The sequence below is a fragment of the Dictyobacter vulcani genome (assembly GCF_008974265.1).
Taxonomy (GTDB): domain Bacteria; phylum Chloroflexota; class Ktedonobacteria; order Ktedonobacterales; family Ktedonobacteraceae; genus Dictyobacter; species Dictyobacter vulcani.
The window spans coordinates 33,872-59,238 of the sequence record NZ_BKZW01000003.1 but is presented as its reverse complement, the minus strand read 5'-3'; the positions used below and the strand labels follow the sequence as shown (position 1 = coordinate 59,238).

Here is a 25,367-nt window from a genome sequence, read left to right as displayed (position 1 = left end):
ATAAAGGAGAACACATGGAACAAGTACTTGCAGGGCAGCCGGAAGTATTTAATGAGAACCGCTATGAGCAGATGCACTATAATCGGTGTGGGCGCTCAGGACTACAGTTGCCAGCGATCTCGCTAGGGGCCCATGAGACCTATGGGAGTTATCGCGATGAAGCCTCGGCCCGTTCCTGTCTTTATCGTGCTTTTGATCTGGGTATTACTCACTTTGATCTGGCCAACAACTATGGTCGTCCACCAGGAGCCGCTGAACAACTGGTCGGAAAAATCTTGCGGGCGATGCCCCGCGATGAACTGTTGATCTCGACGAAAGCTGGCTACCACATGTGGGAAGGACCTTATGGAGAATGGCTCTCGAAGAAATCCCTGGTCGCCAGTCTGGATCAATCCCTGCGTCGCTTACAACTTGATTATGTTGATATCTTTTATGCACACCGACCTGATCCCCAGACACCATTAGAGGAAACCATGGGCGCCCTCGATCTGATCGTTCGCCAGGGCAAAGCACTCTACATCGGGATCAGTAATTTTTCAGGCGCACAACTCGAGCAAGCTATCCAGGTCACCCAACGCCTGGCGCTCACACCAATCCTGCTCCATCAGCAACGCTACAACATCTTTGAACGCCGCTGTGAACAGGATTTATTTGAACATACTCAGAACAATGGCATCGGTGTGATTGCGTTTAGTCCACTCTCAAAAGGCTTGCTATCCGACAAATATCTGGGAGAGGAGCTACCAATCGACTCACGGGCCACCAATGTATGGGGCAAAAAAAGTCTTGAAAATGTAGCCAGCCAGGAAAAACGCGAGAAAGTGCGCCGCCTCAATACACTTGCCAGGCAACGCGACCAGACACTCCCCCAGATGGCTATCGCCTGGTGCCTGCAACATCCTGCTGTCAGCAGTGTCCTGATCGGGGCTTCACGCATCGAACAGATCGAAGAGAACGTTGCCGCACTTGACCATGTAGAATTCAGTCCGGATGAACTGCAAAACATCAACCAGATAGTCAGCAATTCCTGAGGAATAGGGCCAGATAATTGGCCCTACGCCTCTTCCTTTGCTTGACAAACCACATGCAATAATATATACTCGCAGAGTTATGAATGTTTGCATGGCCTGGAACAGACTGCTCGCACTACTGTTCCCCGGTAAAGACACTAAAGGGCTTTGAGCAATCCTCTATAGATAAACTCTTCCTGCACTCACGTTCGTACCTGATATCAGCTAGCAGCATTGCTCCCGTATCCTGCTACGGCCTGCTCCTGATACTCCCTGCTGACACTTATTACTCCAGGGAGCTGTTGCGCGTCCACAAAAGGCGCATATGGTCGAAAGGATTTTTTTTCATGCCATCATTTCAGGATTTTCCATTGCATGCTGCCACACGCTCGGTATTAGCGAAAATGGACATTAAAGAACCAACCCCCATTCAGGCTCAAGCGATTCCAGCTTTGCTGGACGGCCGTGATCTCGTCGGACAGTCCGCGACTGGCTCCGGTAAAACACTGGCCTATAGCCTGCCATTAGTACAGCGACTCAGTGACAGACGTGTAGTGCAAGCCCTGGTTATCGTACCTACTCGCGAACTGGCCGTTCAGGTCAATACCGTCTTAAGCAGATTGGCCGCCAGCCGTCGCATGACCACAGCTCTCCTGGTTGGAGGACGCCCCTATAATAGCCAGATGTCTGCTCTAAGATATGGATCACAGATCATCGTTGGCACTCCGGGACGTATCCAGGACCATCTGGAGCGCGGTAGTCTTGTCCTCAGTCAATTACGTATCTGCGTACTGGACGAGGCAGATCAGATGCTGGATAGTGGTTTTGCACCAGCGATCGAAGAGATTCTGACCACCACACCCGACACCCGACAGATGGCCTTATTCTCAGCCACGATGCCAACCTGGGTCGCGAAAATTCAGGAGAAATTCCTGAAAGATCCAGTCAAAGTTTCTATTACATCCGCAGACGGCGCTCAGAGCACGATCGAACAGATTGCGTATCAGGTTCCACAGGAACAGAAAATGGCCGCACTCTGTACTCTGCTTAATTCAGCCGAAGGCGAGAGCAGCCTGATCTTTGGTAAAACCAAGTTTGGCGTTGAGAAACTCGGCAAACAGCTAAGCAAACTCGGCTTTACGGTTGGCACCCTGCATGGTAACAAGAGCCAGCGGGCCCGTGAAGAGGTTCTCAGCGCATTCCGCCATGGTCAGGTACAGACATTACTGGCAACCAATGTGGCCGCCCGTGGACTGGACATTCAAGGTATCACTCAGGTTATCAACTACGAGCTGCCAGAATCCAGTGAACTCTTTACACACCGGATCGGGCGTACAGGTCGTATGGGCCGTCAGGGTCGAGCGATTACACTCCTGGTGCCATCTGATGTCCGTAAATGGCGACGCATGTCCCAGAATCTGGGTCAGGCAGTCTCGTTAGAGCGACTCCCAATTGCTGAGGATGCCATGGTGGCGAAACCATTCGTTCGCCCAGCCGCCCCGGTAGCTATTGCAGAGCCAGTTCAGAGACGCGAACAGCCAGCCGGACGTGGTGGACGTAAACCATCATTCTCCACACAGGAGCGCCGACCACGCACAAGACCCATGCAGGACAGCTATGCAGATACCGATACAGTGCGCGTGCCCCGCAAGCATGTTGTCAATGAGGTACCAGCCTATACACCTGAATGGCAGTCAGAGGACTTCTCACGGCCACAGCATCCTGGTGCGGGCAGTGCCAGAAATGGCAGAAGAGGTACCGGTCGACCAGCTCGTTTCGGCCGCAATCAGAGCACCTATAAAGAAAAAGACCACGCCTTTGCGGTTCCTGAGTCACAGTTTCAGGCTCCACAAAAAAAGAGCAAAGTCACAACATCAAATCCAGCACGCCGTGCCGCTGCCGCTAACCGTTCCGGCCGCCGCTAAGCTGCTGTATCAGCACTAAAAATCCCCAACGACCTGAGCATGTCTTAAAACTGCTCTTTTTTTATTTCTTCATCAATCTTTCCATCACACGCAGGGCTTTCCAATTCTCTTTTTGTCCCGCCTTCGGCGGGAGAAGAGGGAGGAGATGCGAGGACGCCTCGTGCTCCGGCAAGGGGCTGGCCCGCCCCTTGCATCCCCGCTTGCAACCAGAATTGGATAGCACTGCCATCACACGCTCGTCACTTGTGTTTTCCGGGTGCTTGTGATAAAGTTTTTTTAGACCCCCTCCCACGGGGTGCGCGTATAAATGTAAAGGATACGATATATAGAGATCCACATGCCACATCTTTTTCAATGGTAGCTCTTATAAAAACATCTATCAAAAAGCATCAATACAATAAGGAGTAATACATAAAGAATGGATAGCACTACAAAAGACAATGAGGATAGAGCACAGGCTGCGCAAATTTTCACCCACACATCGGAACAGGATGGCACACAGATGATGCATGTCTCAGATGAGAGCGCTGTCACCACGCTTGAGAGTATCTGGTCAGCATCTCAGGATGCTGATGATGTAGCCTTTCGGCCACGCAATGGCTGGTGGTCGCTCCATGACTGGGCCACTGCTAGCTGGCTGCTGGTGAAGGATGGAACACCTGTTGGGGTTGCAGCCATTCGTTATACGCCAGATGATGACAAAGCCGAGGCCCGACTTGCCCTCCTGCCTGCATTCCGCCAAACCTCACTGGCTCTATTACTGGTGAAGCAGGTACGGTCCGTGGCGCAAACACAGCACAAAGCACGGCTCATCCTCGCGACTTCTGCGACCGCAGATTGGGTAAAATCCACCATACAACAGCAAAATTTCTCTTTATTGCGCACAGGACATATGATGTCGCGCCCCATCTCAGCCACACCGCTCCCATTCAGTGAGATCGAAGGCATTCACGTTCGCTCCTTACGGACAGGCGAGGAGCCACAGCTCCTGGAGACATTGAACCGCGCCTGGGCCAATACATGGAATTTTCATCCGATCACGATGGAAGCGCTCCTCGATGATCTAAAAGATAATTATGACAGTTTCTTTGTGGCCGTTGATCAAACAGATGACACACGGATGCTGGGTACCGTTCATGTGCTATTTGACCGCTCAAGCGATGAGTCCGATCCCTGGATTTCCAATCTCACCGTTGATCCCTCCCAACGTGGCAAAGGACTGGGACGCATGCTGCTGACCGTAGCATTAAACTATCTCAGCAAGCAAGGAGCCAGCTCCGTCACACTCGGTGTGGATGGTGGTGCCGTTGCACCTGTCACTCTCTATCGTTCTATCGGCTTTGAAGCCATCCGTACGCTAGAAGTCTGGGAACAGGATATAGCAACGCCTCAGCAGTAAATAATGTATTGAAGCATTATTTTACTGCTATCTTTCTCTAAAATAAGCACATAGCTGGCTTAGCTGCCCGACGAGCCAGTTCGCTTTATTGTTATCTACTTGATCCCAGGAAGCAAAGAAGATGCGGTCAGTCTCTCGCTCAATATCGTCTCGTAACTGCTGTCCTTGCGGGGTAAGTTCAAGTTGATCTGCGGCAGTAGTAATTAATCCCAATCCGGTAAGTTCTTGCAGGCCTTGCTGGATATCAGCGGGCGTCTGGGAGTCGGTCAGAAGGGAAACCAGACTGGAGAGCGTGTGCGCTTCATGCGCCCAGATGCGACTCAGAAGATCAAAGACGGGTCCGGAGAATCCTCGGGCGCGCCATGCAGCCATATGGGCGTCGTCACGAGCTTCCCACAAGCCTAAAATTGCCCAATCAATTTGCACCAGTGCCGGAGCATCCTGAACAGGTAAGCGCCGTTGGGTGCGGGCTTGATGCGCTTTGATGACCGGCTCTGCCGCCTGCCAGGAACGATGCACGCGCTCAACCAACGCCTCCGCTAATTCAGATAAAGCTATTGAAGCTGGCACCTCAAGCGACCCCAGATAAGCACGAGCCGCAAGCTCCATGCGATTAATCAGCGTACGCCCTGCCTCTGTAACAATATATCCATTATCCTGCTGTTGAAGATAATCGAGCTCAACCAGATGTGGAAGATAATCCAGAATCGACCACTCTGTCGCGTAAGGATTAAAGAGGTCTGCGCGCATCTGTGGCACCGTCAAACTTTGTTCGCTGACAGTTTCGCCATCCAGGGCACGTAACAGGAAAAGCTCTGGACGCGACAGCTGGCTTTCAGCAAGAAAAGCCTGCATACCTGTCCATCTACGCCTTCTGATCTGCAAGAACTGTTGAATGTGTGCAACAATACTCTTTTGTACGGCCAGAGATATATCCATAGATGCCTTTCATTTATGCTGTAGCTTTATTCATCACTCAAAACAGTAATCAGTAGACTGAATGTTGATAGCTATTCATCGCTCAAGCGATCCAGCTACGAGAAGTCATATCAAAAATGGCTGCCTGGGGATGTTCTTGCAGAATCTTCTCTAGAGATTTACGCCGATTATAGACAGCTATCATGCTTCTTACAGTCCTATACATTTATACATGTATGTCCATTATAGCATGCTTATACTGACCCATTAGCACATCAAGCATATTCTCTCTGTCACCTCGCTTCAAAGGCCCTTGCGTGCTGAAAAACCCTGCCAGTCTGGCTCCTTTGTTGCGGATTTCATAAAAATCGGGTATGCTTTTGGGTGAAGAAAATGCCATAGCATAGTTCAGTTGTAAACTAATCAATATAATGAGCTTCTGCATACAGTATGAAAAAAAAAGGAGGTGTTATTTGCTCATTCAAGCTTGTCTTAATGGAAGCCGCGAACCTGGAGAACATCCAGCACTTCCTTTGACGCCTGAGGAGTTAGCCAGCGATGCTGAACGCGTTGTGGCAGCGGGAGCGCAGGCACTCCATATTCATCCTCGCCAGGCGGATGGCAAACAATCACTCAACGCGCAGGATATAACGGCGGCGCTGACGGCCATTCGTACTCGCTGTCCTGGTATTGCAATCGGTGTGAGTACGGGTATCTGGATCGAGCCAGATGTCGCGCAGCGGCTGCGTAAAGTACGCGAGTGGAAAGTCTTGCCCGATTTTGCTTCAGTCAACTTTTCTGAAGCAGGGGCAGATGATCTCTGTCACACGCTACGTGAACTGGGTATTGGAATAGAAGCAGGTCTCTCAAGCACGGCAGAGGTGCAACTGCTGCAGAAACTTGGCCTGCGTGAACAGTGCCTGCGCATTTTGATCGAGCCGCAAGAGACAGACACGGAAGCCGCTCTCAACAATACAGCAGAGATAATCCATGCGCTCAATCAAGCGAATATACTCACACCAAGATTGCTCCATGGTGTCGATAGTACAACCTGGACCGTGCTCAAGCTGGCGCTTGCCCATAGCTATGATACACGTATCGGCCTTGAAGATACCCTGACCCTGCCAGATGGAAATCAGACTCAGGGTAATGCCGAACTTGTCTCTGCTGTCATGAAGCAATTCGTCTCTTAGCACATTCGGCCAGGCCGACAGCATGCGCTCTATTTTCAATTCCTGCTGAAAACCACCTGATCCAATCAGATGGTTTTTTGACAATTACAACATGCACAGGTATACTGAGCAGTAAATATGCCAGGCAATGATACTATTGGCTCTTTTCGCACAAGGACATTATTTTGCATGGTAAAACCACCATCGATGCCTACAAAACTCACGCAGATACTGCAGACGCAAATCTATGTCCCCTCTGCGCTATTGCGCTTTGCTCGGGACAGATGGCAATGGACATGCGATGAAGGGAACATGCGATGGGGGGAAAGCGCCAATGAAATATCTTGAGCGCTGCCACCTCCTGCGATATCGACTAAGCACAGTGCCACTAAACTGGCTTAATCTCTCACGAGGTTCTCAACTACTCCTCATTGCGTTCTCCTATGGACTAGGAATTGTCGGCATCTGGCTCTTGTTTCCTCCAACCCATAATGGGGCCAGCATGTTTTTGCCTATTGTCACCTCTTGCTGGCTTTTTCGCTATCGAGGCCTGCTGATCAGTCTTTTCCTCAATGGCATTGCATTCCAATTGATGTACATCTTCCTCTTGCGTGGAATGTTGCCAGATCAAGCATTCGTAGAAGGAGGCATCGTTGGTTTTGTCACCTCGTTGGGACTGGGTATAATCATTTGTTGGCTGCGCGCAGCCGTTGATCAGGTACAGGTGGCTCGTCAGCAGGCACTTGCGGCAGAGCAAGAACGGCTGCGCATCTTATTGAAGGAACAACAGATCACGCTCGCCTATGAACAGCAGCGTAAGATAAATGCGTTAAAAGATCAATTCCTGCTGAATGTAAGTCACGAGTTGCGTACCCCGCTGACCGTATTAGGAGGTTCCCTGGAACTACTCTATGAGTTTGGCGAACAGTTAGACGCAATGAAGCGAGCACATTTTTTGCAAAAGGCCCTTGAGAGCCAGGCAGACCTGGTGGCGCTGGTTGATCATGTGCTAGATGCGACAGAGATCGTTGGGGATGTTCCCGGCGCACATTCGGAAGCCATCAATCTCAAACACCTGCTACAGCAAGTACTTGCCCATCTATCGCAACAAGATCTGACCAACTATACGATCTGTCTACAGATTTCCGAGCAGATCATGGTCTGGGCGGATCCTCAGTTTCTACGTCAGGTACTACGTAATCTCTTTTCTAATATCTTTAAATATGTGCCCGGACAGACTGAGGTCCACATCGAGGCCACACAAGTCGATCCTTCTGCAATGGTATATCTACATATACAGGATGCCGGTCCTGGTATTCCCGTCGCTGAACAGCCGATGATCTTTGAGAGATTTGTGCGTCTTAAACGAGATCTGGGCGGCTCCACACGCGGAACCGGACTGGGACTCTACATCTGTAAGCAACTGGTTGAAGCAATGAAAGGCCGCATCTGGATCGAGAGTTCAGGCCGCCCGGGAGAAGGTAGCCGCTTTTGCCTCAATCTCCTCCCCGCAAAGTAGTATTCCTGGTATCATATAATCTTATGCCGCTCTTTCACTAGAATAAGCCCTTCAGTAGCTTCTGCATGGTCCTGAATGCGTTTTTCTAACAGTGCAAAAGTAACATACAAATCCAGATAATTGTGAAGAGCCTCCTCTCCCAGACTATCTTGACTACTGCTCTTCTCTGCCTGCATAAACGTACGCGCTTTTTCTAAGGATGTTGACGACGTGGTTGAACGAGACCACCAATTGTAGACACAGATAGTCAGGGCTTGAATAATGATGCGAATATACCAGCGGAACAGGATGCGATCATTCTGCTGTAGCATGGCATTATCACCAGTTTCAGGAAACAAGTGGGCACGATCTAAGATATATTCCAGTGCATTTTTGAGCTCGTTGACAAGTTCGTGGACACGGTCTTTTTCATGGGCATTTTTGCGCACAAAATCTCCTGCATACTGATTCGTAAAGGAAAGTGTCGTGGCAAAGGCAGATCCAAGGTCCAGGTTACAGACACTGTTACGTGTACAGGCAAGGGCAAAAAAATCATCCAGATCAAGAGGCCGTATTTGTTCAAGGCTAAGACTACTGGCTGATGCCAGAATATAGGTGGCTAGAATAGCATGCTTGAGTGCTATTGACAGTTCCCAGGCACGTTGAGCCATGCGTACGCGTTCATGGGCGCGTCCATTATCCCTGACATTAGCCAGAGATGAGGCTCTGGTGAATACACGCAACAAGGAATCCGTGAGTTGTTCGCTATCTGCACGAAGCAGGTGAAAGGTACGCGCAGCATCAATCAACAGTTTAAGAGGAAAATCATGCTCAAGAACATAGATAATTGTATCCAGGATACGTTGCGCTGCCTCCAACTGATAATCGCTCGCAAGAGTGCGAGCACTCTCCAGCGCCACGTTCAAATATTGGACCAGATCTTGATTCAGTGTTTGTACACGTGCATAATCCTGGTCAAAAATACCTACCATGAGCAGCCTTTTCTCTTCGGCGCTAAGCATAGCAGGAGTACTTGGAGCAAGGACCTGTTTACTGGCAGTCCAGTAGCCGGTATGCACAGCTAATTGAGAGGTAAGCATGCTATTAGACACAATCATCTGGCTTTCATACAGCGTCGGTAAACGGTAAGACCAGGAATTGTGTTCACGTTCATTGAGCCAGTCACAAAAGGCCAGAGCATCCGAGGAGCGCAAACCTAAAAGGGGAACATGGCCCTGTCCTCGCAGAAAGCGGCGCACTTGCCAGTGGTCAGGATGAAAATTATGGCCAGAAGCTTCCTGCTCATCTAGAAAGAGTTGGTATTCACCACACATCACAAAGGATGTATCAATGTAGGTTTCACCATGCAGGTGGACCATCTGGAGCAAGCGCCGTGTCAGCAACACACTGCCAACTAAACGGCTCTGTTCAGGATCGCCATCTTCAATGCCACGATCAAGCAACACATCTAGCTGTTCCCTTACAGATGGCTGCACTTTGAGTGCCTCTTGCTGGCATTCAAGCGCTAACGTTAAGACACTGATCGAAACAGGTTGTTCGCTTAAAAAGGCCGTGAGTAGCGAAGTTGCGTCTGCTTGAGCACAGTATAAGCGAATAGTCTCATGCCACCAACTGCTATGCCTCTGTTCAATCAGGACATGATCCAATCCTTCATCTTTCACATATGCTGAAGCCAGGTATTCCTGAAAGGTTAAATGGGCGAAGCTATAGACATCCTGCTCGCGTTCCAGCAATAAACCACTACTATCCTCAATCATACGTAAAAAGGCCGCCGGCTGCATCTTCAAGCTAATCTGGGCCAGCGGGGCAGCAATAATCTGGCTGGCCTGCTGCAAATGAATATCACGCAGGCCCTGACACATCATGGCAAATGCCAGTGACTGCAGCACCTGACGCTTCTGCGCAACGGTAAAATCCAGCTTCATACCTTTGGCTTCTTGCCTTTTTCCCAGGAAAACCTCACAAATCTCGTAATAAAGCATCACACGCTTACCAGGCAAGGTATCGCGATAGCGATGCACCGTCGCGACCATGGTCAGTAATAATGGATTGACTGCCAGCGCGAATAGTGTTGGCACATCATAAAGCCGGCCCAAAAGATCATCCGCCCCGCTGCGAGCCTTCATACGCACACCAGGATCATCGCGTTGCGCACTCATAATCTCATTCGCCTGATACCAGTGCTGAATAAACTGTTCAATCTGCTCCTGCGTAAAAGCGTTCACTTCCAGCACCGTGACGCTGGTAAGTGGATTGCTTTTATACCCAAAAGGACGTGAAGTAATAATGAACCTGTTTTGGCCATAGACCAGCATCTGTTGTTGTACCCAATCCACTACCAGTGTACGGGCAGCTGGATCTGCAACTTCATCCAGACCGTCGAGGAGAATCAGACATTGACCATGCTGGAGCCGCTGGTGAAGCCAGCCATCTGGCATCTGCTGTTTCCAGTATTTTTTATGATGATCAGCAGCTGCATCTTCCAGTGAATACTGCGCAGGTTGCAGTTTGATGCGCTCAACATGATCCCGCAGGAAAAGAAGGAGTGGTAAGAGCGGAGGAAGCGCCACCTGCTGATTACCTTTACGCTCACCCACAAGCGCCAGCACAATATATTTCAGCAGCGTCGTTTTGCCACTTCCAGGTACACCAATCAACACAAAATGCTGCTGACTCAAAGCCGAAGCGGCCAGGAAATCCCAGATTCCCATTTTTCCACTCTGGAGCTCGTTATCTATTTGCAATGGATTAGTAGAGAGAGCATGCAGAGGCGTAGGAACGATACGCAGTTCAACAAAAACTTGATCTAAGGCCAGTGTATAGACATTCTGAGTGCCAAGGCCTTTTACATCCAGATCACGATGTTGATAACTTAAATATTGACAATAGAGCTTGTGTGTACCGGAAAAATTACGCTGTACCTGTAGTTCAATCCAATTGGTCAAACGTTTTACTGAAGCCGGAGGAGGCAATAAAAGGTTGGAGAAGGTTGAGGCTGGCTTTTGTACCACATCACTTTGAGCCTGACTCTCATAAAATACTTCGACTGAAGTGGACGCGGCCTGTTCTAAAGCCTGCGCAAAAGCTTCAACAGAAGAGAAACGTTGAGCAGGATCTTTTGCCAGGGCCGTTTGTATTACATCGTTCACACCCTGGGAAAGCTGTCCATTCTTCTCATGCAGTAGAGGAACAGGAGCAAAAAGATGCTGACTGCCAACCTCAAAATTTGTACCGGTAAAAGGAGGAGTTCCGACCAGCAACTCGTAGGTAAGTATAGCCAGGGCATATTGATCGCTGGCCGCAACCGGCTTACCTTGCAATTGTTCAGGAGCCATATAGGTAATGGTTCCCCCGATTGTCTGCTCGCTCTCCTCAAATGAACTGCGTAAAACAACCGCGATACCAAAATCGCTCAGTTGGATTTTTTCTTGTTGCCCAATCAAAACGTTTTCTGGTTTGACATCTCGATGAATCACACCTTTGTCATGTGCATATTGCAGAGCAGCGGCAATCTGTTTCACGCAGTCGACAACTTCATGCAAAGAGAGATAACTACCTGAAGGATACTTCTGGCGTAAATTACCGTAAGGAGCATATTCCATTACCAGAAACGGAATACCCTGGTGTGACTCTACACCAAAATCGAGTAAGTGGATAATATGTGGATGATCGAGCTTCGCAATGGTGCGAGCCTCAGTTAAAAAGATCTGATGATCTTGAGAGAGAGAGAATGGCAACTGCATCTTAATAGCAGCCTGCCGATCAAGATAAACGTGTTGACCCAGATAAACGTTACCGAAACTTCCTTGTCCCAGCAGCCTTATTAATTGATAACTACCAATACATTCACCAACGTGATCAACCATCAGGTGCTCCTGCGAGAATCTACATATGAAATTTCAGTCACAATAATACCTGTTATGTATAGTAGTTTCGCTCTGTGAATTTGTCAACAACAAAAGATAAATTTCATATAATGGGTAAGATCACTTCATATTTTAACTCTTATACACTCATTTAGCAGTAACCAGATTCTTAATCAGCTCCCCTACCTATCATCGCTATCATTCCATGATGGAATAAGACATCTTTACTGTTCTTAGTGATAAAGTGAAGCGCGTAAGACTGGTATAAGACAAAGTTTTTTTTCTGCCGGACACTATTTATCAGGTACAAGACATTTGTCTTTTCTTATACGTAGCTCCTGAATTTTATTTATCCGCAGCTATAAATATCCTCATTTTCGCCTTTCAGGTTGATGGTCTGCCACTACTGTGGCCCTATCCTCAGCTTTTTTGCCGCGCATAGCACAATACGTGCACGCAAGATCTCATTCTGCGGTGTTGCGGCCTGATATTTTTGCGCTCTTTTATGAGCTCACCCGGCCTGTATTAAGGCAGCATAAAGATGAGGCCGGAGAAATTTGGGAGATGATCGAAAGCTTGAGACTCTATACTCAACATAGATTTTGTACCTGTAGTGATATCACCTGGATGAGAAGACACTTTTCCTGCAACCACACGGAAAAGCAAGTAGAGCCAGACTGAGCGGGAAGCGGCATCTGGCTCTTTACCTGGATCGATCTCTTCTGTCAGGGTAGATGGCAATTGTAGTTGAAGTTTTAACCTCTTATGCATGCAAGAGCGGCGTGCCTGGAGGGAGTATTTGTGAAAAACAAATCAATTTTAGAGTTGCAACAGGATCGTAGGATAGCGGAAAAACCATTTCTGGTAAAAACAGATGCTGCCAGGCCTGGCTCAACTTCACATTCTACCTTGGCACGGACCGTTTCTCGCCCAGTCGCAAATGTGGAGCTGGTAGCATGGCGCTGGCGGATTATTGTTCTGTTGCGGGTTCTGATGGGCTGCTTTTGTGTTGGAGATGCCTGGCTGAAGTGGCATACCAACTTTGAAAGTGCTTATCTTTCACTACTAACCCATGCTGCCAGTAGCCAGACGCCGGTTACAAGTATCTGGTTTGACAGCTGGCTACACATCGCGCAGTTGAATGCTCATGCGTTTGTAGCGATCGTGATGTTGCTCGAAATCTGCCTGGGCGTCGGTCTTATCTGCGGAGCTATGACCAGGCTCACATGTGGTGGCGGCATTTTCCTGACACTACTGGGCGGTATGGGAACCGGTCTGCTGAACGGTTTCTTTGGCCAGGGCTCATTTGATGTAGGAGTAATGGTGGTGTTTCTACTGGTGTTTGTTGGCCTGCTGCTAAGCAACGCGGGTCAGTATCTTAGCCTGGATCGCTGGCTCCGGCCAGGTCGATGACCGGAGCAGCACTGGCTGCAACGGATAGTGTATGCGTAGTCTGAGAGGATCATTTATGGCTTACAATGAAGCATCTCAATTTTCGGGCTACCTGGGTGGATCGGCGGGTTCGCAAACGCCCAATCCGATGATGCAAAATGCTGGACCTGCCTTTCATCAGGAACAATTCCCCGGCGCTGGACCGAATAAAGCTCAGGATATGTCATTCTTCCATGGTGAGGCTCTGGCGCGAGACTTCTGGTCCGAGAAGAATGGACCCTGGATTGTACTGGGATTTTCGGCTGCCTTCTCGCTTTTCCTGGTAATTATGGTGCTATTTGGACAGGTACCTGGCAAGAGTTTTTCTTTGAAGAGCGCCTCTGATATCTTCCAGTTTCTTGGTGAGGGTATTGGTTTCTTTTTCTGTGCACGTATCGCGCTGCGTTTATATAAGGTTTCTAACCAGGTACGCCATCAGCTGATTCAACAAAAGGCTGAGCGTCGCACAGCCAATGAGCTGGCCAATATCCATAATGAGGCACAGGCAGCGCGGCGAGCGTTTCTGGCCTGGGCATGTCTGGCCTGTGCCATCGCACTCTATGCCAGCGGCCAGGCGATCTGGACCAGCTACGATATACGCATGAATAGTGCCGATGTACCGTTTCCTGGTCTCTATGATATCGGTTTTGTAGCTTCGTATCCTTTCTTTCTGCTGGGTACACTTTTCCTGACGCGCCGCAATAAAGCCTCTGTCGGCCGGGCCCGGCTCCTGTTAGATGCACTGGCGGTTATCGGTACAGCATTAGCGCTCTCCTGGTTCTACCTGTTGAGTCCGTTGATCGCTGGCCTGGCCCAGTCGCCGAGCGCCGGCGTCTCAATTCTCTCGATCTACTTTCCAACTGGAGACCTGTTTCTGGTCGCCATCGGTGCCTTCTTAATGTTCAGTCCGCTGGCGAATCGCGCCCAGCAACCTGTCTTTATTCTCCTGTGCATGGGACTTTTCTTTCTGGCGGTCACCGATAGTCTGCTGGCCTTCTATAATCTCTCGGGCAGTTTCAATACTGGCACCCTGCAAGATGTGCTCTGGCCATTAAGTCTCTCGCTGATTGGTCTGGCGGCGGTCGAGTATCCACGCAGTGTGGCTCGTGAGCAGGAGCAAGATGAGCGCCTGAAAAATGTACGCCTGACGGGTAGCTCCCATTTGATGCCGAATCGCCTGACACAGTTTAGTATGACGGCACAGACAATTGCTCCCTTCATCCTGGTCCTGGGGACCTGCGCCATCCTTTTAACGGACGTGGCACGTCGCGGTGGCTCAGTCCTGCTGCTGGCAGATCTGGTAGCCCTGGCCTTGATCCTGATCGTTATTGCCCGCCAGGCGATGACGTTGCTAGAAAATAACCGCCTGACGATGCAGATGCGCGGCGAACTGGTTATCTCGCGCCGTGAGTTACAGGTGAGCCGGCGTGAGGCGGATGAAGCCACCCGCTCAGCTCAGGATAAACAGATCATGGAAGAAGGGATTGCCGCGCTGCGTGAGGTCCATGCACGGGTGGCTCGCGGCGATATGGTCGCTCGCGCCCCAACGGTAAGTGGTCCATTGCTACCAATCGCCATGAGCTTGAATCTGATGTTGGATCGTATCAGTGCTCTCTCTCAGCGCGGTGCCAGATATGATCAGCTGGCACATGAGTGCCGGGTGTTACAAGAAGGTGTAGATCGACTGGGACAGGGATTGCCGCCATGGGCTCCTAATCAGCAGATGCCACAGGGTGCAGCTGAAATGCGCTCGGTCTATCTGGGACTGGCACATATCCAGCGCCGCCAGGAAGGTCAGTGGCGCCGTATCTCAAGCGCACTGGCATCCATCAGCACGCTGACGAGCCGCATCCATGAAGCGTTGAATGAGATCAAACATTCCAATCTCTTTCAGGGTCAGACAAATGCCAGTTTCGAGCGTATGGTTCTGGATCGCGTTATTCGTGAGGTCGATCTCCTATCCGAACAGCAAAATAATATCATTGGACAGGTCTCCCACAATGCACAACGTGAGGAGCAGCCGAGAAAGACCGATGATATTCAGCAGAAATCACCAGTTCGACAACCCAGGACTGATGCGGCCCATCCAGTGCGCTCGGTGCTCTCACCTGATGCAGGTCTGGCACGTGCCTTGCAACCGAACAATCAAAATACATTTAGTCGGCAGCTGCAACAATCACACCATTTAGAGCAAATGCATTCAGATGAATAGTTAAAAGTACGTATGTTGAGGGATATTCCTGGAGGCTTTAGCAACTGAGAATATCCCACCTGATCAAAAATGTGTTTTTAAGCAGGCTTCCAATATCTCAGAAGAGAGGCAGAATGAGATGGATTACAACACACAATACGAGCCACAGGGCAAACAAATGGCTCCATTTTGTCTTGGCCATCCTTCACACGCGCTGCAGCCGGAGGAGGTCATTTGCCGCGTATGTGGCGCGCTGGCAGCTTATACCACTGTGGGGATCTATCAGGTCCAAACACTTCTGGGTATTGGAAGAAGCGGTCATGCCTATCTGGCCCATCATCAACGCTCCGGTCAACCTGTAGCGATCAAGTTATTTGCAGCCCATACAGCGAATCCTGAGCTATGGCAGGCGGCCCGGCGTGAAGTGCGTGTAGCAACCACGTTACGCCACGACTCAATCCTCTCCGTTTTTAGCTGTAGCACCTGGTCACCTGAACAGCCAACCGGCGGTAGTGGCGCGTTTTTCGAGCGCCTGGATACAGGTTCCCAGGCCTATCTATTAACGCTCTGTCAGTATATTCCTGGCACGATCCAACATTTTGTCACCTATCTACAGACTAATGACAACCTGCGCTCACTCTATGAGCAGGGCAGCTCGCCTGGAATGGTACTGACACGCATCTTACAACAACTGGGAACAGGCCTGGCGGCGGCTCATGCGCGTGGACTCAGCCATGGTGCCCTGGTACCTGGCAATATCTTATTCTCTAGCCATGAGCGGGCCTGGATCGCTGATTTTGGCCTGGCACGCTTGCAGCCACCACCAGCTCCGTATCTGGCACCGGAATTATATCGAGCGGCACAGGCCGCACAACAGGGTAATGTACAGGCCTATTGGAACGCAACCAATCCAGCCAGCGATCAATATATGTTCGCAGTGTTGTGCCATCAGTTGTTCCCACAGATCTTGCAGCGCCATGAATGTGAACCATTACTGCCGGTCCTCAATCGTGGCATGCATCAAAAAGCAGAGCGGCGCTATCCTTCGCTGGATCTGCTGGTACAGGATCTGGTGACGTTGCTTGGTCGCCCAAGCGCATCCAGGGCGGGACAGCAATTTAAACGACCAACGCTGAATACCGAACCAGGTCGGGCATCATCGGGCTCATTGCCACGTGTACAGTCCCAGGCATCCAGAGGATCCAGTGGCTCACATAGCTACAATACGCCAGTAACACCAGTACCGGCCTTGATATCTGGTCCACTGACACCGGCTTTACCTGCGACGCCACTTACACCAGCCACGCCCTTAACGGCCGAGGATTGGGAGAAGCGCGGCGATAAGCTATTTACCTTACGGGACTATGAGGAAGCGCTGAAAGCATATCATCGCGCCATTGAAGTGCATCCAGAAAAGGCGCATATCTGGCTGGCGCTGGGTGATACTTATTTCGCGCTTGAGCGCTACAAAGAAGCGCTGATGGCTTATGAACAGGCCATGCACATCGATCCCAGTGATCCACAAATCTGGATCAACCGCGGCACCGCCATGGATGCCATGGGGCGACATCGTGAAGCCATGGATTGCTATGACCGCGCTGATCAGCTACATTCCAGTGTGCGCTGACACTGACGATCACACTTTTTGACGACCAGCATTGACCATGCCACTGCCTATTGTACGTGGTCGAGATATAGAGGAGTTTTTGTATGCAAACACTTCCACGCTTACCATCATATACACCTGGAACTGCGGTAGAGAATCCTCGAGTAAACCTGCAGTATTTACTGATTCGTGGCTGTAGTTTACTGGCACCCGATGAACCAGGAAAATTATTGCATGACCAGGATATCCTGATCGCGGGTCAAAGAATCGCCGCAGTTGGTCCAACTGGCACCCTGTCATTTAATCCACAGCGGGTGCAAAGAGTCATTACAGGTAAGAATCGATTGGTGGTACCTGGTCTGATCAATGCGCATACACATTCGCTGGAAAATCTCATGAAGGCGACCTCGCTGTCGGTGCCATTGGAATTATGGTTGGTGCCGTTGTTTGCAGACACACTTGAATGGTCGCCAAATTTAGTGTATCTTAGCACGTTGCTAGGTGCTTTAGAAATGTTAAAAACCGGGACAACGGCTGTGCTGGATCACCTCTGGACCAATGCTGGAGTTTCAACTGAATATCTGGATGCAACGATGCACGCTTATCAGGATGCTGGCATTCGCGCGGCCGTGGCACCATCGATTGAGGATCAGGATCTCGTGCTTGAAGCAGGCAGTCAATATGGCATGACATTTCCAAGCCATCCCTTTACTGATCGCTTTAAAGAATGGGCACCGATTGGCCGCCAGGTAACGGCCATGGAACAATTTATCTCAACCTGGGATAACACATCCAATGGACGCCTGCGCTGTCTGGTTGGTCCAAGCGGCATCCACTGGTGTAGTCCAGAGCTGTTAGAGACCTGCCTGGAAATTTCTGAATGCTATCATACCGGTATGCACCTGCATGCGGTTGAGACAGAGTTACAGGCGGCAGTCATTCGGGACAAGCTTGGACAGGGCGGGATCCGCTATCTAAAGCAGATGGGGCTACTCCGTCCTGGTACCTCGCTGGCACATACGATCTGGCTGGAACCCGGCGACCTGCGCATCCTGGCAGACACTGGTACGACGGTCGTGCATAATCCAATCAGTAATCTACGTCTGGGCAGCGGCCGTTTTCCTTTAGCGGATGCGCTCGATCAGGGCGTGATGATGGCGCTGGGGAGTGATGGTTCGGCGAGCAATGATCGCCAGAACATGTTCGACGTGCTGAAACAAACAGGCCTGATGCATAATCTGCCAGAGCTAGATTATCACCAATGGCCACAACCGACCCAGATTTTGCAGGCAGCCACGCAAGGCGGAGCCGCAGCCCTGGGACTGTCAGCAGAGCTTGGTCGCATTGAAGAAAATCAGTTAGCGGATCTCCTGCTAATAGATCTGGAAGCGGATGCCTTTCTACCATTGCGCGATCCATATCTCCATTTGATCTATTGCGAACGCGGTACCGCTATTGATAGTGTAATCGTAAATGGAGAAGTTGTGGTAGAACATGGGAAGCTACATAATGTAGACGAACAGGCTCTGCGACAAGAAATCAGAGAACAATGTCGGTTTGCCCTCAAACCAGTAGCTAACGCAAGCAAGTTACTGGCCAGTACCGACGCAGTTCTCGCCCAACTTGATAAATTACGTCACTTGATTCTACAGAAAAATCAAGGATTGTAGTTCTTTATTATTGAACCACTCTATTTATTGTTATGGTCAGAGCATTATTTTTGCACCATGAAAAAGAAAGGACTTTTCCATAATGGAAGATTCACTGAAACAGCCAGAACGCGTCAACATTGCTCATGATTATCCCGATGAGCCACCACAAGTTGCTGGTAGCGAATCAACCACGGTCCGTTATTCGTTCCGCTTCACCGGCTGGCCCAATCTCTCGCAGCTAGTGGCAGTCGCTGTAGCTACGGCCGTCTACACCGTCTTATCCTGGCTCTCGCTCTCATTGCCAGGTCCTGTGCTGGGCGTAAGCTCATTCTTTGTCGCCATCGGTTTCGGTATTCCTTTCGCCATCTGGTTCGGCGGCTGGGCTTTTGTAATTGCTTACATCGGTAATTTTATCGGAGCAGGTCTCATGTCAGGCACCCCACCACTCGTCGCCATTCCGTTTGGTGCCGCTGACTTTATTCAGCTCTGTATTCCAATGCTGTTATACCGCTTCCTGGCCTATCGCTTCGGAGTCAACCCGATCGGTAAAGACGTCTTCACCTTGCGCGGTTTTATCTTTTTCTTGCTCTGCGCCGTTATTCCAACCAATATCCTTGGTGGCCTCTACGGCAACTTTATCCTGCTGGTAATGGGCCAGGAGCCCGCCAATCAGTTTTTTGTAGGCTGGATCAGCTGGTCCTCCGTTAACATCATTGTCACACTGGTGATTGGCTCTGTCCTGCTTGCCAAGCTAGGCCCCATTGTCGAGCGCTTCGGACTCACCATTCGCGACGCCCTCCGATAACGGCAGCCCTCGTGGCCAGTTCCCAAAAAAACCACCCCGCCAGACACGATGCATGTCTGGCGGGGTGGTTTTTTTGGGAACATTATCATAATCAGGGCCAATCGTGGTCAAGCCACGAATCTACATGTCATCTTTCGCGCGGCCGATACAAAAGAGCGTCAGGACCGTGTCGGGCGATTGGGAATATGAAAAGGAGTGCTTCTGCTGTTTGCTCTGGTTTCTGTTTTTTGCTTATTGATGCTGGCTGGCTGGTTCGCGGGTATGGAAGCTTCTATGCGCTGTGGCAATGGCCCCAGTGGTAAGATTTTATGGTGATAGGCGATGCGGGCGCGGTTGCGGCGCATCAGCAGGCTGGCTATCCGTGTTTTGATGACATATGTAAAGGCTTCCAGCATAATCTTACGGGACATTTTGGATTGTCCAAGGCGCCGATCCACAAAAATAATCGGGGTCTCCACGACTTTGAGGCCCTGGCGCAGGACACGATATGTCATCTCAATCTGGAAGGCATAGCCGCGGGATTTTATAGCGTCCAGATCCAGCGCCTCCAGGGTCTGGCGTCGATAACAGCGAAAACCTCCGGTACAATCTCTGACTGGGATATGTAGCACCTCACGAGCAAAGATATTACCACTGCCGCTGATCAGTCGGCGCAACAATGACCAGTTGGGCGTGTTGCCACCGGGAATATAACGGGAACCAATGACCAGATCGGCCTCCTCAATAGCGGCAATAAACGCGGGCAGATACTGTGGATCATGGGAGAAATCTGCATCCATCTCAAATATAGCCGCATAATTATGGAGCAAAGCATACTTAAAACCAGTAATATAGGCCGTCCCTAAACCCAGTTTGCCTGGTCGATGCAAAATATGAATCTGCTGATTCTGTTTACGCATGTCTTCGACAAGCTGACCTGTGCCATCAGGAGAATTATCATCCACAATCAGTACGTCGGTATGTGGAAGATACGAGAAAATACCATGCAAAAGTGAGGGCAGATTTTCGGCCTCATTATATGTGGGAATGATAATCAGCGTCTTCATGTATTGTATTTTCCTTTTGCTGCCGTTACCTTTAACAATAAGACTCTGTTCAACACAACGCTAAACAAAGATATTCAGCTTCACAACAAAGTTTACTGCTCGCACAAAATTTTCCCTAAAAACTGCTATCCCGGTCCCGCGGGGAAAAGTCCCGAGAATGACGTATGCCCTGAAAAGCTGGCACAAAACACTCGCGTCCAACGTACTATAAGAGTATGTTTTCTACGGTAGCAGTAAGCTATATATAGCACTATCCTACCGATTAATGACACAAACAACTCTGCTCATGCAGCGGCCAGGATAATTTTTTATAAAATACTGATAAGAAAACAATCGTGAACGCCGCTCAAGCGCGACTAGTACTCTGTCAGACGACATCGAAAAGGTTCTGCCTTTCGCATCAACTTTGACAGAGTACTAGCATGGCTCACACGATTGAATGGTCTGTGATGGAGGATGAATAAAATGGATCTTTCGGCTACAAAAAGTGCCTTGCAAAAAGAAGGCCTGGAACGCTTGACGCAATATACTGATGTATTGCTGCAACCTGCTATTCAGCTTGAGGCTACACCAGTGACCGATGCAGGTGCGGAAGCAAAGCTGGAACTGGGAATTTCTAAAATTGGGGGCGTGCCCGATCTACCACCGGGGCAGAAGTGGCCGGAGTGGAACGGTCTTCCACAATCATTTGTAGCACAGATTCGGCTCTCAGATGTCACTGCTGCTGATGCCAATCACTGGCTGCCACAACAGGGGATGCTCTGGTTCTTTTATGATGCCAAACAAGAGACGTATGGTGACGATCCCAAAAATGCTGGTGGCTGGCAGGTATTCTATAGCGCAGATACACAACATCTCGAACGTGCAACGGTACCAGATAAATTGCCAAAAGAAGCACGTTTCAAAGCCTGTACAGTTAAGCTCAAATCAGATTTAACCATGGCCCAGCAGCCTCAACTGGAGGTCACGCAGCTAAAATGGAGCGATACTGACCAGGAGCATTATGATACTGTCTATGGGCAATTCAACGATGCGAAAGATAAAACACAACCCCGTCATCTCATGTTTGGTCACCCGGACACCCTGCAGGATGATATGCGGCTGCAGTGCCAGATGATGACCAATGGGGTAACCGATATCGAGGATCCAAAGGTCAAAGCACTATCCAAAGACGCCAACGACTGGCACCTGCTATTGCAAGTCGATAGCGATGAAAGAACTGGCATGAACTGGCCCGGTTCTGGTATGCTCTACTATTGGATCAAGCTGGCAGATTTAAAAGCGCAAAAATTTGATCATATCTGGCTGGTATCTCAATCAGCATAAATTCATTGGAAAATTTTTAACGGATTCATCACAAGGAGGTCGCATTCTTATGAAGCATGGAATTAAATGGCTCTGGCTGGTCTGCCTGTTGGCCCTGATACTCAGTGGTTGTAGCGGCAGTTCAATCAGTGTTGGCACCAATCCAAATGGCAATCAGTCGTATGGTGGAAGCCAATCAGGCAACAACTCTTCGTCAGGCTCATCGAACACGTCAACGGGCGAGGCTAACTGGGGTAAACAAACCAAAACCAGCGGATGTAGAGCCAGCGGAGGCATACAGGATAAAGAGTGCACACCAGGCGCAATTATTGCCAGTGCGACCGCAGCAAAAATCTGTGTGCAGGGCTACTCGAAATCTGTACGCAATGTGCCTGTCAGTGAAAAAAACCAGGTTTATGCCTCATATGGTATCTCCCATCATACAGCCGGCCAGTATGAAGTTGACCACCTGATAAGCCTGGAACTGGGTGGCTCCAATGATATCTCAAATCTCTGGCCTGAACTTGCCAGTCCCAAACCTGGTTTCCACGAAAAAGATAAAGTTGAGAATTACTTACATGCACAGGTTTGTAATGGCAAGATCTCATTAAAAACCGCCCAGACCGAGATCGCAAACAACTGGTTAGATGTCTATAACAAGATGCCAAAATCCAGCCAATATGATGGCGCATCTGAATAATCAGACGGCATCATAGCCAGCAATATAAATCACCCTCTCTATCTAACCCATAGAGAGGGTGATTTATATTGCTCATGGGGTAAACGCAACAAATGTCTTAAGCTCTTATGTTCTTAAGTTCTTAAGCTCGAACGCTATTGAGACGCGATGGCGCCATCAAACGTGCCTACAAAGAAGGTACAGTCACGAACAGACCATTGTTGTTAACAGGAGGGTTATACAATGAAAGCTATCGGATTACAGCGCTATTTGCCCATTCAGGATCCTGAAAGCCTGATCGATATAGAAGTCGATACACCTACTCCCACAGGTCGAGACCTGCTGGTCAGAGTGAAAGCCATCTCGGTGAATCCAGTCGATACCAAAGTACGTGCCCCCAAACCACAGCAAGAAAAAACACCAAAAATCCTGGGCTGGGATGTAGCGGGCGTAGTAGAGCAGGTTGGTCCTGATTGCCACTTATTTAAAGCTGGCGATGAAGTGTATTACGCTGGTAGCATGACGCGCCCGGGCGCCAACAGCCAGTTTCATCTGGTCGATGAATATATAGTCGGACATAAACCTAAATGCTTGAATTTCGCCGAGGCAGCAGCTCTACCATTAACCGCGCTTACAGCCTGGGAAGCCTTGTTTGATCGCCTGGAAATCGACCACACGCCCATCAACAATAATAACAAAAGTATTTTAATTATCGGTGCCGCCGGCGGCGTAGGCTCGATCGCAACCCAGCTAGCCGCAATGGCAGGCCTGAACGTGATTGGTACCGCCTCCCGGCCTGAGACGATTAGCTGGGCCAGAGATCACGGTGCCAGACAAACGATCGATCACCACAAAGGCTTTGCGGAACAGCTAAAAGCGCTGGGTATAGACAACGTCGATTACATCTTTTGTCTCAATGCCACCGATAAGCACTGGGACCAGATGGTCGAGATCATTGCCCCTCAGGGCAAGATCTGCTCGATCGTGGAAACCCATGGCCCGCTTAATCTGAGTGCGCTCCAATCTAAAAGCGCCACCTTTGTCTGGGAATTTATGTTTACGCGCTCCATGTACCAGACCAGCGACATGATCGAACAGCATAAGATCCTGGACGCCCTGGCCGAACTGATCGAGCAGCAAACAATCAAAACCACCCTGACTGAAACACTCTCACCCATCAACGCCGCCAACCTGCGTACCGCACATGCCAGACTAGAATCCGGCAAAACCATCGGCAAAATAGTGCTGGAAAACTTCAACGTGTAACGGCAATCGTGGGCAAGCCACGAACCTACGCGATGGGGTTCGTGACTTGCTATTGAAAGGATATCAAGAGCATTTATGGAAACAGAACAGCTGGCGATCTTTACGGAGCAGATGGAACGCATTGGCGTCCAGAGCAGGGCTGAGGTACATGCACAGGGATCCTGGCATGAAACATTTCATTGCTGGTTTGTACAGGAAGTGGATGGCAAACATTATCTGCTCTTTCAACAACGCGCAGCCCAAAAGAAAGATTTTCCTGCTTTGCTCGATATCACGGCCGCCGGACACTTGCTGTCCTATGAGACGCCACGTGATGGCGTACGAGAAATACAGGAAGAGCTAGGGCTTACACTCACGTTTACTGACCTCTTTCCAGCAGGCATCATCCAGGATCCAATACTGCTGGGATCATTTCTGGATCGCGAGTTCTGCCATGTCTATCTCTATAAGCTGACGCAACCGATTACAGCATTGATCTTACAGCGCGATGAAGTTGCAGCTATCGTACAAATTACAGTAGAAGATTTTGCACAATTACTCCAGCAAAAAGTCCACACCATTCCAGGCCATAACTATCTCAGCGATCAGGATAATATACAACAAGTAACACATTCTAGCTATAAAATTACAGATTTCTGTCCGCACAATCCCGAGTATTATCAGGCTATACTGCATCATGCAGAACAACTATTGCGCACAAAATTGTAGTTAGCATGACATGATGGACAGTATGTTTGTTACATTGACGCTTGTAGTTGCATGATGTTATACTAGTATATTGATAAACCGATACTCTGTTTATCAATATGATACTCTGTTTATCAACATAAAGAAGGAGACTATGGCACGTATCGTCAATGAAGCAGCCCACACTGCCAGGCGTAATGCTATTCTGGATGTAGCCCAGCAAGCCATTATTACCAAAGGCTATGAGCAGATGGCGATTGCTGATCTACTGAGCGAGCTACGGATTTCTTCCGGAGCGTTTTATCACTACTTCGACTCCAAACCAGCATTACTGATGGCGCTTGTCGAACGCCTGGGAAAACAGATAGATCAGCGCTTGCTCCCCATCGTTCAGGACCCCACACTCAACGCCCTCGACAAACTGCAACGCTTCTTCAGCGCACTTGACCAATGGAAACTCTCCCACAAGCGGTTGGTGTTCGCGTATATGCGCATCTGGTATGCTGATGATAATGCCATCTTTCGGCACAAGCTCTATGCCTCCAAAGTTCAGCGACTCACGCCAGAGTTGGAGGAGATAATCCGCCAGGGCATTCAAGAAGACGTCTTTCATACACCCTATCCTGAGCAGACGGCCAGAATGATCCTTTCCCTCTTTGAAGACATAGGCTATGCCACAGTTGAGCTACTCCTGACAGAAGAACACACACCTGATGACCTGCCACAACTCGAACGCATCACGTCTGCTACTACGGATGCGATAGAACGCTTGCTGGGAGCACCGGAGCATTGCCTGCAGCGTCCCTGGCACGAAGAAATCTCGCCATGGCTGGTGTCACCCACTGAACAGCAAGAGGAACAGGTGCTGTAACCAAAGTAAGCAAAATACA

At 49.6% G+C, this 25,367-nt stretch carries 19 protein-coding genes; 15 read left to right on the top strand and 4 right to left on the bottom strand.

What is annotated here, in order from left to right; translation table 11 throughout:
* Positions 1-14 precede the first annotated feature (14 nt).
* The 3 genes from KDW_RS24435 to KDW_RS24425 all read left to right on the top strand — a co-directional run bounded on the left by KDW_RS24435 (position 15) and on the right by KDW_RS24425 (position 4,334).
* Positions 15-1,031: an aldo/keto reductase gene (locus KDW_RS24435; RefSeq protein ID WP_151758558.1), complete on the top strand. Its 1,017-nt coding sequence runs from the start codon at positions 15-17 to the stop codon at positions 1,029-1,031.
* A 326-nt stretch (positions 1,032-1,357) separates the two neighbouring features.
* Entirely contained in the window at positions 1,358-2,935 is a 1,578-nt protein-coding gene (locus KDW_RS24430; RefSeq protein ID WP_162005579.1) for a DEAD/DEAH box helicase, read from the top strand.
* 418 nt (positions 2,936-3,353) lie between these two features.
* Positions 3,354-4,334, top strand: a complete 981-nt coding sequence (locus KDW_RS24425; RefSeq protein WP_151758556.1) for a GNAT family N-acetyltransferase — start codon at positions 3,354-3,356, stop codon at positions 4,332-4,334.
* A 27-nt stretch (positions 4,335-4,361) separates the two neighbouring features.
* Here the strand turns inward: KDW_RS24425 and KDW_RS24420 are convergent, their stop codons facing one another.
* Positions 4,362-5,273 carry a helix-turn-helix domain-containing protein gene (locus KDW_RS24420; protein WP_151758555.1) on the bottom strand — a complete coding sequence of 304 codons (912 nt, stop codon included), beginning with the start codon at positions 5,271-5,273 and terminating at the stop codon, positions 4,362-4,364.
* 452 nt (positions 5,274-5,725) lie between these two features.
* On the opposite strand from KDW_RS24420, the gene KDW_RS24415 reads away from it, so the two are divergent.
* Both KDW_RS24415 and KDW_RS24410 read left to right on the top strand, forming a co-directional pair.
* Positions 5,726-6,445 carry a 3-keto-5-aminohexanoate cleavage protein gene (locus tag KDW_RS24415; protein WP_151758554.1) on the top strand — a complete coding sequence of 240 codons (720 nt, stop codon included), beginning with the start codon at positions 5,726-5,728 and terminating at the stop codon, positions 6,443-6,445.
* 313 nt (positions 6,446-6,758) lie between these two features.
* Positions 6,759-7,943, top strand: coding sequence for a sensor histidine kinase (locus KDW_RS24410; protein WP_162005578.1), 1,185 nt, complete (start codon positions 6,759-6,761; stop codon positions 7,941-7,943).
* An 11-nt stretch (positions 7,944-7,954) separates the two neighbouring features.
* Here the strand turns inward: KDW_RS24410 and KDW_RS24405 are convergent, their stop codons facing one another.
* The gene (locus KDW_RS24405; RefSeq protein ID WP_151758552.1) at positions 7,955-11,809 is read right to left on the bottom strand and encodes a protein kinase domain-containing protein; all 3,855 of its coding nucleotides are present in this window, start codon (positions 11,807-11,809) and stop codon (positions 7,955-7,957) included.
* A gap of 525 nt (positions 11,810-12,334) precedes the next feature.
* The gene (locus KDW_RS24400; protein ID WP_151758551.1) at positions 12,335-12,580 is read right to left on the bottom strand and encodes a hypothetical protein; all 246 of its coding nucleotides are present in this window, start codon (positions 12,578-12,580) and stop codon (positions 12,335-12,337) included.
* A 30-nt stretch (positions 12,581-12,610) separates the two neighbouring features.
* Between KDW_RS24400 and KDW_RS24395 the strand changes: the two genes are divergently transcribed.
* From KDW_RS24395 to KDW_RS24375, 5 genes are all read left to right on the top strand, one after another.
* Positions 12,611-13,222: a DoxX family membrane protein gene (locus KDW_RS24395; protein WP_162005577.1), complete on the top strand. Its 612-nt coding sequence runs from the start codon at positions 12,611-12,613 to the stop codon at positions 13,220-13,222.
* 55 nt (positions 13,223-13,277) lie between these two features.
* On the top strand, positions 13,278-15,452 hold the full coding sequence (locus KDW_RS24390; protein WP_151758549.1) for a hypothetical protein: 2,175 nt from the start codon (positions 13,278-13,280) through the stop codon (positions 15,450-15,452).
* Positions 15,453-15,570: 118 nt separating this feature from the next.
* Positions 15,571-17,058, top strand: coding sequence for a serine/threonine protein kinase (locus tag KDW_RS24385; protein WP_151758548.1), 1,488 nt, complete (start codon positions 15,571-15,573; stop codon positions 17,056-17,058).
* An 83-nt stretch (positions 17,059-17,141) separates the two neighbouring features.
* The gene (locus tag KDW_RS24380) at positions 17,142-18,707 is read left to right on the top strand and encodes an amidohydrolase family protein (protein ID WP_151758547.1); all 1,566 of its coding nucleotides are present in this window, start codon (positions 17,142-17,144) and stop codon (positions 18,705-18,707) included.
* A gap of 82 nt (positions 18,708-18,789) precedes the next feature.
* Positions 18,790-19,494 (top strand): hypothetical protein, encoded by a 705-nt coding sequence (locus KDW_RS24375; RefSeq protein ID WP_151758546.1) that lies wholly within the window; start codon positions 18,790-18,792, stop codon positions 19,492-19,494.
* Between the two features lie 158 nt (positions 19,495-19,652).
* On the opposite strand, the gene KDW_RS24370 is transcribed toward KDW_RS24375, so the two are convergent.
* Positions 19,653-20,540 (bottom strand): polyprenol monophosphomannose synthase, encoded by an 888-nt coding sequence (locus KDW_RS24370; protein WP_151758545.1) that lies wholly within the window; start codon positions 20,538-20,540, stop codon positions 19,653-19,655.
* A gap of 465 nt (positions 20,541-21,005) precedes the next feature.
* Here KDW_RS24370 and KDW_RS24365 point away from each other — a divergent pair, with 465 nt between their 5' ends.
* From KDW_RS24365 to KDW_RS24345, 5 genes are all read left to right on the top strand, one after another.
* A complete protein-coding gene (locus KDW_RS24365) occupies positions 21,006-21,866 on the top strand; it encodes a YwqG family protein (RefSeq protein WP_162005576.1) in 861 nt (286 codons plus the stop codon).
* A gap of 49 nt (positions 21,867-21,915) precedes the next feature.
* On the top strand, positions 21,916-22,545 hold the full coding sequence (locus KDW_RS24360; protein WP_233097896.1) for an HNH endonuclease signature motif containing protein: 630 nt from the start codon (positions 21,916-21,918) through the stop codon (positions 22,543-22,545).
* 222 nt (positions 22,546-22,767) lie between these two features.
* The gene (locus tag KDW_RS24355; RefSeq protein ID WP_151758543.1) at positions 22,768-23,790 is read left to right on the top strand and encodes a zinc-binding alcohol dehydrogenase family protein; all 1,023 of its coding nucleotides are present in this window, start codon (positions 22,768-22,770) and stop codon (positions 23,788-23,790) included.
* Positions 23,791-23,865: 75 nt separating this feature from the next.
* Entirely contained in the window at positions 23,866-24,498 is a 633-nt protein-coding gene (locus KDW_RS24350) for an NUDIX hydrolase (RefSeq protein WP_151758542.1), read from the top strand.
* A gap of 133 nt (positions 24,499-24,631) precedes the next feature.
* Entirely contained in the window at positions 24,632-25,348 is a 717-nt protein-coding gene (locus KDW_RS24345) for a TetR/AcrR family transcriptional regulator (protein WP_151758541.1), read from the top strand.
* Positions 25,349-25,367: the final 19 nt, after the last annotated feature.